Raw genomic sequence first — 13,163 nt, 5'->3', positions numbered from 1 at the left:
GCGTTAATAGGACAGACACAGAAAACAAAGGATAGCCATGTTTGCCCTATGGTAGGGTTCTTACATATGCGATCATAATTGATTAAGAAGAACAATAAACATTTAACTGAAAATAGACTACATCTTATAACGAAGTGAGTTATAAACAAAATGTATACCAAGAGATAAATATAACAATATTTTCTTCCTTGAATATGTCTTCCTCATGCTAATAACATAAAAATAAATTTAGAAAGATCATGATTTATTTGCAGTATAAATAAATTAAACCCATCCATAAATCAATAAATATTATTAAATCGTTATATTCATCATTTATTTTTATATAAGCTCTTATTCATTTGTAGAAAATGCTGTCGATGGCTCAATCCACTTGAGCAAAAAATATGCGATAGATCACGTTTTGTCAGCAAAATCCTGCAAAACCCGCATTCATGTCAAATTTACTTCCTGGATAATTCGTTATAATTAAACCTTATAAAGAGTAATAGTTATCGCCCCTGACTCGTTAAGGTATAGAAAATTATCTTCAATACTTCGTTAAAAAAGAAAAATTGTTTCACTTGAACAATACTTGAACAATGGAGAAGCGCAGTGCAAACCATCAATGTCGACCTCGCAATTATCGGAGCCGGTGGTGCAGGGCTAAGAGCAGCCATTGCTGCTGCTGAAGCCAATCCTCAACTCAAGATCGCCCTGATTTCAAAAGTGTACCCCATGCGCAGCCACACTGTGGCAGCAGAAGGTGGCTCAGCCGCAGTCACTCAATCACATGATTCCTATGACTTTCATTTCAATGACACGGTATCCGGTGGCGATTGGCTGTGTGAACAAGATGTGGTTGAATATTTCGTCAAACATTGCCCGACCGAAATGATCCAACTGGAACAATGGGGTTGCCCGTGGAGCCGTAAGGAAGATGGTTCTATTAATGTTCGTCGTTTCGGAGGCATGAAAATTGAACGCACATGGTTTGCCGCTGATAAAACCGGCTTCCATATGCTTCATACCCTGTTCCAAACTTCCCTTAAGTACCCTCAAATCCAGCGCTTTGATGAACATTTTGTTCTCGATATTCTGGTGGATGACGGGCAGGTACGCGGTTTGGTTGCACTGAACATGATGGAAGGAACCAAAGTTCAGATCCGTGCTAATGCGGTCATTATGGCGACAGGCGGTGCGGGGCGCGTATACCGCTACAATACCAATGGCGGCATTGTTACCGGTGATGGAATGGGAATCGCATTCCGTCACGGCATCCCATTGCGCGATATGGAATTTGTGCAATATCACCCGACAGGTCTGCCTGGTTCCGGTATTCTGATGACCGAAGGCTGTCGCGGTGAAGGTGGCATTCTGGTGAACAAAGACGGCTATCGTTATCTACAGGATTATGGTCTGGGGCCAGAGACACCACTTGGGCAACCTGAAAACAAATATATGGAATTAGGCCCACGTGACAAAGTGTCTCAGGCATTCTGGCATGAATGGCGGGCAGGGCGCACCATCGCCACGCCACGCGGTGATGTGGTGCATTTGGATTTGCGTCATTTGGGGGAGAAAAAACTGCTTGAACGCCTGCCGTTTATTTGTGAGCTGGCGAAAGCCTATGTTGGCGTTGATCCTGTCAAAGACCCCATTCCCGTTCGTCCAACTGCGCATTACACGATGGGAGGGATCGAAACCAATCAGCAATGTGAAACCCGAATCAAGGGATTGTTTGCCATCGGCGAATGTTCTTCTGTTGGCTTACATGGGGCAAACCGCCTCGGTTCTAACTCTTTGGCAGAATTGGTTGTTTTTGGCCGTCTGGCAGGTGAAGAGGCAGTCAAACATATTCAGGGCGTCAAACCCGCCAACGACAACGTACTGAATGCTCAAGCCCGTGATGTCGAAGATAAACTCAATAAGCTGCTAAACCAGAAAGGCGGTGAAAACTGGGCGAAAATCCGCGATGAAATGGGGACGTCAATGGAAGAAGGATGCGGTATTTACCGTACACCAGAGCTAATGCAGAAAACCATCGACAAAATTGCTGAATTAAAAGAACGCTTCAAACATATCCAAATTAGCGATCGTTCCAGCGTATTCAATACGGATCTGCTCTATACCATCGAATTGGGATTCAGTTTAGAGGTTGCTGAGTGTATGGCTCATTCCGCCATGAACCGTAAAGAGTCACGTGGTGCCCATCAGCGCCTCGATGAAGGTTGTACCGAACGTGACGATACCCATTTCTTGAAGCATACGTTGGCTTTCTATAACCCTGAAGGTGCCCCTCGTCTGGAATACAGTGATGTGAAGATCACCAAATCTCAACCAGCTAAGCGTGTATATGGTGGCGAAGCGGCGGCACAAGAGAAAAAACAGAAGGAGCAGGCGAATGGCTGAGATGCAAACGCTGAAAATGGAGGTCATGCGCTATAACCCGGAAATTGACAGTGAACCTCATTTTGTCATTTATGAAGTGCCTTACGATGAGCAAACCTCACTGCTGGATGCGTTAGGTTATATTAAAGACAATCTGGCTCCCGACCTCTCTTACCGCTGGTCTTGCCGCATGGCAATCTGCGGCTCCTGCGGCATGATGGTAAACCGCGTGCCAAAACTGGCATGTAAAACGTTCCTGCGTGAGTACACACAAGGAATGAAAGTCGAAGCGCTGGGTAATTTCCCGATTGAACGGGATTTGGTTGTGGACATGACCCACTTTATTGAGAGTCTGGAAGCGATCAAGCCCTATATCATCGGCAATAATCGTAAACCTGAAGATGGGCCGAACGTGCAGACGCCGGCCCAAATGGCAAAATACCATCAATTTTCAGGTTGTATCAACTGTGGCCTGTGCTATGCCGCCTGCCCTCAATTTGGCCTGAATCCTGAGTTCATCGGGCCTGCTGCGGTCACATTGGCACATCGTTACAATCTTGATAACCGCGATAGTGGCAAGAAAGAGCGTATGCCACACATCAACAGCGACAACGGTGTCTGGTCTTGTACTTTCGTAGGCTACTGCTCTGAAGTTTGTCCGAAACATGTTGATCCGGCAGGTGCCATTCAGCAGAGCAAGGCTGAAAGTGCCAAAGATTTCATTATCTCTATGCTGAAACCACAATAAGGAAGGAGAGAATAATGACAACGAAACGTAAACCTTATGTGCGCGGCATGGAAGCGAATTGGTGGCGCAAACTCGGATTTTACCGTTTTTACATGCTGCGGGAAGGAACATCAGTTCCTGCCACGTGGTTCAGTTTACTGGTGCTTTATGGTTTGTTTGCCTTGAAAAACGGCCCGGAAAGCTGGGCAGATTTTGTCTCTTTCCTGCAACATCCGATCGTGTTGCTGATTAATATCATCACCCTGCTGGCAGCCTTGTTACATACGAAAACTTGGTTTGAACTGGCGCCAAAGGCACTCAATCTCATCGTCAAAAATGAGAAAATGCCCCCGGGGCCAATTGTCAAATTGCTGTGGGCAACCACGATTATTGCGACTGCCGTGATTCTCGGCGTGGCATTACTTTTCTGACCCCAAGGAGGATCTGATGAATCAAGTACCTAAGCGTTCCGATGAACCGATTTTCTGGGGCTTATTTGGTGCCGGCGGGATGTGGAGCGCTATTGTTGGACCGTCAATTATTCTGCTGCTGGGCATACTGATACCATTCGGTTTGGCACCAGAAGCGCTTTCTTATGAGCGTATCCTGACATTTTGCCAGAGTTTTATTGGTCGCATCTTTTTGCTGCTGATGATCAGCCTGCCGATCTGGTGCGGAATGCACCGTATTCACCACGGAATGCATGATCTGAAAATTCATGTCCCTGCCAGTAAATGGGTATTTTATGGTGCAGCAGCTATTTTGACTGTTGTCGCTTTGATTGGGGTTTTTACGTTGTAATTCTCATGGCGATAATTGGAGAGCAATCTCAGGATAAGTCTGCGGATAAACCGCAGACTTATTACAAGGGATATTTTTGAATACCCTTAAGACGTTTTCATCAGAACTTATAAGAGATTGTCGCTTTATATGTGCGGCCTTTCTCTTCTTGTCCTCGTGTAGTATTCAAATAGTAAGAGTGTTCGTTGTAACGTTTATCAAAGACATTATCGATACCAAACTGGAGTTCTGCATTTTTCATTACACCTGATTTTGGTGCCCAAGAAATATACATATTACTTACGCCATATCCAGATTTATGTACATCAACAATAATGTCTTCTTTCTTATCGTTTTGGGTCTTACCTTTTGAATTTTTTGACAGAACAAAGCGAGTATTCCAACCGAGTTCAACATCAGTTTTATCAAATAAGTAGCTACCACCCACAGTGATAGAGTCACCGACTGATGGCGTAAACTCTAATCCGTTGGTAAATGCTTTGTTAATCAGTTCATTACCTTGAGTAATCTTGTTATCGACCTTAGCGTAAGTCGTTTTTAAGGACAAATTACCCAGTTTATAGCCGGTTGCTAATTCAAACCCTTCCAGTCTGGATTTCGGGATATTATGCAGTTCATTTTTAGCTAAAGTTGTAGACAGGTTTTTAAAATTCGTCTGGAATACTTTACCTGATACTGCCAGCGAGTCATTGTCAGCAAAAACATTAGGGTAAGAACCTGCCAATCCTGTTTCCAGGTTGTAACCGGTTGTGGCTTTCAGGTTATTGCTATGGTTGGAGAATCCCATCAGCTCTTTGCCCAATGGACCTCTAAAGAGTTCGGTATAATTGGCAAATAATGTTGTGGATGCCCCAAGCTCGTACTTCAAACCGAGTGCTTTTGAGACGTGAGAATAGGTTCTCTCAAACGCTTCATCCTGTTTATTAATCGTATGGTATTTATAGTGATCCCATCTGATACCCGGTATGACATGAAAATCTGCAAGTCGAATATCATCCTCTAAATAAACAGATGATGAATTTGCTTTTTCTACTTCTTTTTTATGAATATTCTTTTCTGCCTTAGTGTACCTCATTCTGGTATCAAAATACTCATATCCATAGGTTAAAGCATGGGATAGATTCTGAGTATCAAAACTAGAGGTATTACGAACTTTAATACCTTGAGTTTCAACAATACTATCGAACCCTTTCCCATTTCCGCTTACAGATTTCATATGGGTAGAGGTTTGTTCCGTATGATAAGCGGATACTTTTAAATCAATAAGGTCGTTATCAACGGGTGCATACCCGTAAGTAATATTATGGGTATCGCGATCGATAACATACTTCGCTTTATTCCCATTATTTATTTTAGGGCCGAGATCATTACCAAAATTTAACCTATGATTAGTTACTGCATCATTTTTATAATGTTCTTTCGATACATTAATATACTGCTCATCAGTCAGATTAAATTTAGCTTTTAATAAGTAGTTGAATAACTTTCCATCTGTCGGGATTGAATCTCTCCCTATATTATCTCTGCCAGATTTAGAGTCGTGCATATTGCGATGGGTAAAGTAACCTAATAAATCAACAGCGCCCAATCTGCCATAAGTCGCCAAAGATTGTTGGAATTCATCACCATTGCTTGAGTAATTTAATTTCCCTTTGGCGCCAAATAATTGACCGGGTGCCAACAGATCACCGGCATCAACAGTCTCAAATTTTAATGCGCCACCAATGGCACCAGTATCGTAGGTAATACTGTTACTACCGACCTTGATGTCAACTTGTTTTAACATTTCAGGATCGATACCGTAGTTTCCTGCATGGTGGAAGTGATACCCTTCTTGCCTTGCGCCATCAATCGTCACGTTGATGAATTGATCATCCATGCCACGGATTTTGAAACGTTGCCCTAAAGCACTAGGGTGGCCCGCTTGTACCCCTGGTACATTCTTTAAAATCTCGGCAACACTTTGTGCTTGTTTGACCTTGATTTCATTACGGTTAATTTTTCTATCTTCTGGTGCATCTTGCGCATTATTATCGGCAATAACAACAAGTGTATCGCCAGTGTTAGGCGATTTTTTATTCGTGTCTTCAGCACTTGCGAATGCGTTGGTAGAAATAGCGACTGTCAGCATAGATGCGGACATCAGAGGAACACACAAGCCGCTTTTAGCCAGGCCAGCGTAAATTTTGGTAATTTTAGACATTGATTTTCAGATAAATATACTATTGAGAATCGTTATTATTTACATTTCTCATAGAAATGTAAATAACTTTCAAGATCCGTTATTTTCAATAAGGTTTATCGGCAGTCTAAGCCCACTCCGAAAGTGGGCTTTATTTATTAGATAACGTGAAGAATTTGATGGCGATAAAGTACCTTAGTGAGATCTTGTTGAGTACTTAAGAACAATTTTTCTATGAATCTCACTACTCAATACGAGCCAGCACGCTCTCTGCATCCTGATAATCTCCAGCTTGAGCCAAGAAGGTGATTTTTCCTGAACGATGAGCATTGATTTGTACTTCCATTTTCATGGCTTCCATAACGGCAATCACATCGCCTTCCTTAACTTGAGCGCCTTCTTTAACCATCCAGGAATGCAGGATACCTGAAATAGGGGCTTTGACCTGACAGGGATCTTCCGGCAGTTTTTCCGTTATGGCAGACGGGGAAAATTGCTGTTCGCCTACAGGAGCTAAATGTGCCAATCCCGCCAATAAATCCGCCGGCAACCCCAGTTCATGCCTGCGGCCATCAATTTCAATAAACGTACGGGTAATATTTTTATCCTCGATAGGAAGCTGACGCAGCGAAGCCTCTAGTTCATTCACAAAACCAGTTTCAATCCAGCGAGTATGGACATTGAATTTATCACCAGAAACAAAATCAGGATGCTCCATCACCGCTTGATGGAAAGGTAAAACGGAGGCTACGCCACGGATCTTAAACTCTTTCAATGCCCGGCGTGCCCGAACAATCGCTTGTTCTCGTGTTGCTCCTGTGACAATCAATTTTGCCATCAGTGAATCAAAAGTAGCAGGAATGGTTGAACCATTCACCACGCCAGAATCCAAACGAATACCGGGGCCAGAAGGCGGGGTGAATTCAATGACCGTTCCGGATGTTGGTAAGAAGCCTTTTCCGGCATCTTCCGCATTAATGCGAAATTCAAATGAGTGCCCTCTTGGAACTGGCGTTTCCTGAATGCTCAACGGATGACCTTCAGCCACTCGTAACTGTTCAATAACCAGATCGATACCTGTTGTTTCTTCTGTCACGGGATGCTCTACTTGTAAGCGAGTATTCACTTCTAAAAAAGAGAGCGTACCATCTGCACTTAACAAGAATTCTACCGTTCCAGCGCCAACATAATTGGCTTCCGCGCAAATAGCTTTTGCTGATTGATGTATACGTTCCCTTTGTTCTTGGCTCAGGAACGGTGCAGGCGCTTCTTCCACCAGCTTCTGGTTCCGACGCTGCAAAGAACAGTCACGGGTGCCAAGTACAACAACATTGCCTTGTTTATCCGCAATCACCTGCGCTTCTATATGACGAGGTTTATCCAAGAATTGCTCAATAAAACATTCGCCTCGCCCAAATGCGGCTGTCGCTTCACGCACTGCTGAATGATAAAGTTCTGCAACTTCATCCATTCGCCAAGCCACTTTCAACCCGCGGCCACCACCACCAAATGCCGCTTTAATAGCAATCGGTAAACCATGCTGTTCTGCAAAAGCAATAACTTCCTGAGCATCTTTGACTGGCTCTGAGGTTCCAACAACCAATGGTGCTCCCACTTTCTGAGCAATCTTACGCGCCCTGACCTTATCACCCAGCTCGTCAATCGTTTCAGGGTTAGGACCAATCCAAATCAAGCCTGCGTCTATCACTGCCCGGGCAAACTCCGCCCGTTCAGACAAGAAACCGTAGCCCGGATGCACCATTGTTGCTCCCGATTGCTTCGCTACCGCCAGTAAGCGAGGAATATTCAGGTAAGTTTCTGTAGGGCGATTGCCCCCCAAAGCATAAGCTTCATCGGCCAATTGCACATGCTGTGCATTAATATCTGCATCCGCATAGACGGCAATAGCTTGTACGCCATAATCACGGCAAGCACGGATAATACGGACTGCAATCTCACCACGGTTGGCAATCAGCACTTTTTTAGCGTTCATAGCAAATCTTTACTCCCTTGGATTTCATGGAATTGGCTGATGGGGTTAAATCGGATTTTGGCGTTGACGGGGATCTGACCAGCGAGATCAAGGTGATAATCAGCCACTGAAGCAATAACCGGATATCCTCCTGTCAGTGGGTGATCAGCCAAGAACAATACGGGTTGTCCACTGGCGGGAATTTGAATCGCTCCCGCACATGTGCCTTCACTGGGGAGTTCTTGCTGCTGAATACGTGATAGTAAGCACTCACCACTTAATCTTAGGCCAATCCGGTTAGATTGAGGGGTAACCTGCCAATCCTGCTTACTCAATAATTCAACGGCCTCTTGAGTAAACCAATCCGTACGAGGGCCGAGTATGATATCTAATACGACAACCTCATTTTTATCTGGCATGTTAAAAGTCGGCGTTTCAGAAAAAGATACCGCGGCACAGCGAGATGTTTCCCCGATGGCCAATTTATCAGACACTTTCAACGGCGCAGGCCCAATATTGGACAACGTATCAAATGAGTGGCTGGACAAGACAGCAGAAACAGCAAAACTTCCCCTCACCGCCAAATAAGAACGCATACCAGCCGTAGGAATTCCTAACGAAATTTCATCACCATCATTTAAATCAATCGGTTGGTAAGTATTCACATTGAAGATTTCACCCGATGGCGTTTTGACCTCTATCGGACACGATGCTCCCGTAATCGCAATCAGCATCTGCCCATGAACGATAGCCTTAAACCCACCCTGCACTATCTCCAGACAGACTTGATCGGAGGAATTACCAACAACACGGTTTGCACAACGCAGAGCGCTTTTATCCATTGCACCGGATTCTGAGATCCCTAATCCTGATTGACCAACACGCCCCAAATCTTGAAATAAAGTTTGCAAGCCCACAGACAAGATTTCCAAATGGCGGTCAGTCTCTGGCGTAGAAAACGTATTTTTAATCGCAACTTCCGGCAAACTGACCGTTGCAGGGGTGTGCCCAACATCCCGGAAGTTAACGCGATAACCCGGTTGCAATAAGGCGGGAAAAGAGCGGGAAAGATCCCACATACGTTCAGTTGTAATACCGATGATCTGCCACCCACCGGGGCTTGCTTGCGGATAAACACTGCTGAATTCTCCCGCCAGAGCAACAGCACCAGCAGGAATGCGTGTTCTAGGCGTGTTACGACGAGGAATATTCCACTGTAAAGTCTCTGATACCATATAAGCAAAACCAGGAGCGAACCCTGTAAAAGCCACGGTATATTCATTTTCCGTATGTTGGCGGATAACTTCCGAAACAGTAACTCCCAGAATGTCAGCAACTGTCGCGAGATCATCACCATTATAATGCACCGGGATTTCTATCTGTTTTCCCGTTGTGTGACCACGTGCCCGCAAATCGCGGCTACTGATTTCTGCCACCAATAGTTGAACTGATATTTTTGCCGGCCGAAAACGGATCATCAACGTTCTCGCCGCCGGAATAATTTCTTCAACCCCCAGAACAGGGACAATATTCAGTGAATCAAGCAGCGCCAATGTTTCTGCCAGTCCACTCAGTTCAACCATGATGGTATTGAAATTAACAGGTAAAAAACGCAAAACTATCTCCCTAAATCATTAACCACGCCAGTGCGATCTATATTTATGGATGAATAAATGATCGGATGGTAATGCCTGCCTGCTGCAAAACGGTTTTGACCTGTTTTGCCATCTCTACCGCACCGGGGCTATCACCATGTACGCAAATAGAATCCGCTTGAATAGGTGTAAATTTGCCGTCAATCGATTCAACACCGCCTTCTGTCACCAGTTGCAACATACGTTGGGCAACAAGATCCGCATCATGTAGCACAGAACCTGCTTCACGGCGGGAGACTAATTCGCCCTGAGAGGTATAAGCACGATCAGCAAATGCTTCTGCGACGGTTTTTAATCCTCTTTCCTGGGCTAATTTGAGAATGTTTGAGCCCGCCAAACCAACCAATGCCAGATTGGCATTAATCGCCAAAATACCTTCAATAACTGCAATCGCTTGGTATTTGTCATTCGCGATTGTGTTATAAAGCGCGCCATGAGGTTTGACGTAACTCACCTTTGTGCCTGCTGCCACAGCCAGTCCTTGCAAAGCGCCAATCTGGTAAATAACATCAGCGGTAAGTTCATGGCTGGCAAGATCCATTTTGCGCCGCCCAAAACCGACCAAATCGGGATAAGAAACATGGGCACCTATCGCGACATTGTTTTCCTGTGCGGATTTCAAGGTCTGCAAAATCCCTACCGGATCACCCGCATGAAAGCCACAGGCAACATTAGCACTACTGACAATTCCCAAGATTTCTTTATCGTTTCCCATGTGCCATTGACCAAAACTTTCACCGAGATCACTATTTAAATCGATTGTTTTTATCATGATGATTCCCTTAAGCTGATTTCAAAAACTCAAAGATTGAATCGATAGACATGGCTCCCATGTACCATGTCAACACACAAGTCATCGCGCCCAACCACAACAACCAGCGGGGATACGCATACCCCGCCATCAAATCAGCACGTTTCCAGCCAACATAAACAAAAATGGTCAAACCGAGAGGAAGAATAAGCCCATTGAAGCCACCTGCGAAAACCAGCAAAGCGGCTGGCGGTGTTCCTATTAATAGATAAATCGCCAGCGATACGGCAATAAACAATAAAGTCGCAATATTACGCTGACGCTCGGTAAATTGTTTTCGAAATACACTACAGAAAGAGATGGAAGTATAAGCAGCGCCGATAATACTTGTAATTGATGCGGCCCAAATGATTAAACCAAAAATACGTAAACCGAATTCTCCAGCGGCTGCCTGAAAAGCTTGCGAGGCTGGATCTGCGGTTTCACTTGCAACATCAAGTGTCACTCCACTGGCAACCACACCCAATATGGCAAGAAACAACAGGTATCGCATCAAGCCAACCACTAAGATCCCTTTGGTTGCTGCACTGGAAACAATTTTAATGTTTTCTATGCCTACCGCGCCCTTATCCAGTAAACGATGTGCTCCGGCATAACAAATGTAACCACCAACCGTTCCACCAACAATAGTTGTTATCGTCGCAAAATTGATTTCATCAGGCAGTACCGTTTGTCGTAAAGCTTCTCCCACTGGCGGGTTTGAGACTATCGCCACAAACAATGTCATTCCTATCATGATTAGTCCCAATATCACGATAATACGATCAATGGCGACACCTGCTTTACGGGAAGTAAAAATATAAATCGCCATCAAGGCACTGAATAACCCACCCCATTTGGGATCCAGCCCCATCAAAGCATTAAGCCCTAATCCAGCTCCCGCAATATTACCGACGTTAAACACCAATCCACCAAAAATCACCAAGATAGCCAGTAAATAGCCACTTCCTGGAATAGCCGCATTCGCAATATCAGCTGATTGCATTCTGGTTAATGTGACAATTCGCCAAATGTTTTGCTGTACAACAAAATCAATCAGGATGGAGGCCAAAATACCAAAGGCAAAAGCTGCTCCCATCGTCGCAGTAAATGTCGCTGTTTGGGTGATAAACCCTGGCCCAATCGCTGATGTCGCCATCAGAAAAATTGCTGCAATCAAAGACGAACGTCGATTCGATACAAAATTTTCCGTTTCTTGGTTTGCTGTCTCCTGCATAACCATAAGCTATTTTCCCCTGTCATCGTTATTGTATTTATTATTTTCTAAGCAATATCCATACCATTGTGGAACTAAAATAGAAAATTGTTTAATAACAGCAAGTACATTGTTGAACAATAAATAAGATCTGCTGAGGAAATAAGCAAACAGAATTGTGTTATCAATTGCAGAAATCCAATAGAGATCACTTTATTAACATTTTCTGTTGAATTTATTATCGAAATGCACATTTCAGGTGCAAAACACACCATGAAATTGCCCTATATTGGTTCAATGTCGATAACTTGCTGGTTATCAGGGAATATGTGAAGATTCTCTTTTATTCGCTTCGAAAGTATTTGTTATCAGCAACTGATCTAATGGATAACTATGAAAAAAGACCATTCTCCCCAAATTTTGAGTAAAAGAATCGCCGAAACGATAAGAAATAAGCTGGTTATTGGGGAGTTATTACCGGGGCAACGGCTATCAGAGGCTGCACTGAGTGAACAACTTGAGATTTCACGAAATACGTTACGTGAAGTGTTTCGCCTTCTCACCCAAGAAGGGCTGCTGAAACATGAGACTAACCGTGGTGTGTTTGTTGCAATCCCCGATATTGCATCAATTATTGATATTTATCGAATTCGGCAATTGATTGAATGTCAGGCTCTAGCTCAGGCTTATCCAATGCACCCCAGCGTTGCAAAAATGAAACAAGCCGTTGAAATAGCTCAGCAATGCCGTGAAAAACAAGATTGGATTGGTGCCGGAACGGAAAATATGCGTTTTCATACCGCAATTGTGGAATTAACTGACAGTGAAAGGTTAATCGCTTTCTATCGCAATATCTCCGCAGAACTTCGTCTGGCTTTTGGCATCTTGAACAATCCTGAGCTTTTGTATGCGCCCTATATCGATAAAAATGCCCATATTCTGGAACTGTTTAATGCCGGGCAGAATGAACTCGCGGCTAATAAGATGAAAGAATATTTAGAATTATCAGAAAGGACGATACTTGCTGCTTATACACGCAAAAACAGCCAAGGATCATAAATCGGTTAATGCAGAAATACAGAAGGAAAATTATATCAGGCACTGAAATAATTTTCCCCAAATGCAAAAAAGCCACCCGGTTAAGGATGGCTTCTCTGGCTAATTGAATGTCTGGCAGTGTCCTACTCTCGCATGGGGAGGCCCCACACTACCATCGGCGCTACGGCGTTTCACTGCTGAGTTCGGCATGGGGTCAGGTGGGACCACCGCGCTGTTGCCGCCAGACAAATCCTGTATTCAATCCCGAACAAGCTGCTTTTCTTTCTCTGAAACGGTTATCTCTCTCACCCTCACCCAAAACACCTTCGGTGTTGTCAGGTTAAGCCGCACGGTTCATTAGTACTGGTTAGCTCAACGTCTCGCAACGCTTACACACCCAGCCTATCCACGT

At 44.2% G+C, this 13,163-nt stretch carries 10 protein-coding genes and 1 rRNA gene; 5 read left to right on the top strand and 6 right to left on the bottom strand.

Annotation, left to right across the window (positions count from 1 at the left end):
- Nucleotides 1-594 precede the first annotated feature (594 nt).
- The 4 genes from frdA to frdD are packed head-to-tail and all read left to right on the top strand — an operon-like array spanning nt 595 to nt 3,898.
- Complete coding sequence (gene frdA / locus Xmir_RS09885) at nt 595-2,391, top strand: fumarate reductase (quinol) flavoprotein subunit (protein ID WP_099114205.1); 1,797 nt, start codon at nt 595-597, stop codon at nt 2,389-2,391.
- A complete protein-coding gene (locus Xmir_RS09880) occupies nt 2,384-3,118 on the top strand; it encodes a succinate dehydrogenase/fumarate reductase iron-sulfur subunit (protein WP_099114204.1) in 735 nt (244 codons plus the stop codon). Before frdA ends, Xmir_RS09880 begins: the two co-directional genes overlap by 8 nt.
- Before the next feature lie 14 nt (nt 3,119-3,132).
- Nucleotides 3,133-3,528 carry a fumarate reductase subunit FrdC gene (gene frdC, locus Xmir_RS09875; RefSeq protein ID WP_099114203.1) on the top strand — a complete coding sequence of 132 codons (396 nt, stop codon included), beginning with the start codon at nt 3,133-3,135 and terminating at the stop codon, nt 3,526-3,528.
- A 16-nt stretch (nt 3,529-3,544) separates the two neighbouring features.
- On the top strand, nt 3,545-3,898 hold the full coding sequence (gene frdD, locus Xmir_RS09870) for a fumarate reductase subunit FrdD (RefSeq protein WP_099114202.1): 354 nt from the start codon (nt 3,545-3,547) through the stop codon (nt 3,896-3,898).
- 100 nt (nt 3,899-3,998) lie between these two features.
- Here frdD and Xmir_RS09865 read toward each other — a convergent pair whose 3' ends face one another.
- The 5 genes from Xmir_RS09865 to Xmir_RS09845 all read right to left on the bottom strand — a co-directional run bounded on the left by Xmir_RS09865 (nt 3,999) and on the right by Xmir_RS09845 (nt 11,740).
- On the bottom strand, nt 3,999-6,101 hold the full coding sequence (locus Xmir_RS09865; protein ID WP_099114201.1) for a TonB-dependent receptor domain-containing protein: 2,103 nt from the start codon (nt 6,099-6,101) through the stop codon (nt 3,999-4,001).
- A gap of 223 nt (nt 6,102-6,324) precedes the next feature.
- Nucleotides 6,325-8,073: an acetyl/propionyl/methylcrotonyl-CoA carboxylase subunit alpha gene (locus Xmir_RS09860; RefSeq protein ID WP_099114200.1), complete on the bottom strand. Its 1,749-nt coding sequence runs from the start codon at nt 8,071-8,073 to the stop codon at nt 6,325-6,327.
- Nucleotides 8,070-9,668 carry a 5-oxoprolinase subunit B/C family protein gene (locus tag Xmir_RS09855; protein ID WP_099114199.1) on the bottom strand — a complete coding sequence of 533 codons (1,599 nt, stop codon included), beginning with the start codon at nt 9,666-9,668 and terminating at the stop codon, nt 8,070-8,072. The genes Xmir_RS09860 and Xmir_RS09855 overlap by 4 nt, the downstream gene beginning before the upstream one ends.
- Nucleotides 9,669-9,711: 43 nt before the next feature.
- Nucleotides 9,712-10,479, bottom strand: a complete 768-nt coding sequence (locus tag Xmir_RS09850) for a LamB/YcsF family protein (protein WP_099114198.1) — start codon at nt 10,477-10,479, stop codon at nt 9,712-9,714.
- Nucleotides 10,480-10,489: 10 nt separating this feature from the next.
- Complete coding sequence (locus tag Xmir_RS09845; RefSeq protein ID WP_099114197.1) at nt 10,490-11,740, bottom strand: NRAMP family divalent metal transporter; 1,251 nt, start codon at nt 11,738-11,740, stop codon at nt 10,490-10,492.
- A gap of 366 nt (nt 11,741-12,106) precedes the next feature.
- Here Xmir_RS09845 and Xmir_RS09840 point away from each other — a divergent pair, with 366 nt between their 5' ends.
- Complete coding sequence (locus Xmir_RS09840) at nt 12,107-12,772, top strand: GntR family transcriptional regulator (protein WP_099114196.1); 666 nt, start codon at nt 12,107-12,109, stop codon at nt 12,770-12,772.
- Nucleotides 12,773-12,881: 109 nt separating this feature from the next.
- On the opposite strand, the gene rrf is transcribed toward Xmir_RS09840, so the two are convergent.
- Nucleotides 12,882-12,997: ribosomal RNA gene (gene rrf / locus Xmir_RS09835) — 5S ribosomal RNA — on the bottom strand.
- Nucleotides 12,998-13,163: the final 166 nt, after the last annotated feature.

This window comes from Xenorhabdus miraniensis (genome assembly GCF_002632615.1).
Note: the sequence above shows the minus strand (reverse complement) of the source record. Positions and strands in the feature narration are given on the sequence as shown.

What these genes read in the sequence shown, in the direction of transcription:
- Xmir_RS09880 (WP_099114204.1), top strand. Translation starts at nt 2,384, where the DNA reads ATGGCTGAGATGCAAACGCTGAAAATGGAGGTCATGCGCTATAACCCG.
- frdC (WP_099114203.1), top strand. Translation starts at nt 3,133, where the DNA reads ATGACAACGAAACGTAAACCTTATGTGCGCGGCATGGAAGCGAATTGG.
- frdD (WP_099114202.1), top strand. Translation starts at nt 3,545, where the DNA reads ATGAATCAAGTACCTAAGCGTTCCGATGAACCGATTTTCTGGGGCTTA.
- Xmir_RS09865 (WP_099114201.1), bottom strand. Translation starts at nt 6,101, where the DNA reads ATGTCTAAAATTACCAAAATTTACGCTGGCCTGGCTAAAAGCGGCTTG.
- Xmir_RS09860 (WP_099114200.1), bottom strand. Translation starts at nt 8,073, where the DNA reads ATGAACGCTAAAAAAGTGCTGATTGCCAACCGTGGTGAGATTGCAGTC.
- Xmir_RS09850 (WP_099114198.1), bottom strand. Translation starts at nt 10,479, where the DNA reads ATGATAAAAACAATCGATTTAAATAGTGATCTCGGTGAAAGTTTTGGT.
- Xmir_RS09845 (WP_099114197.1), bottom strand. Translation starts at nt 11,740, where the DNA reads ATGGTTATGCAGGAGACAGCAAACCAAGAAACGGAAAATTTTGTATCG.
- Xmir_RS09840 (WP_099114196.1), top strand. Translation starts at nt 12,107, where the DNA reads ATGAAAAAAGACCATTCTCCCCAAATTTTGAGTAAAAGAATCGCCGAA.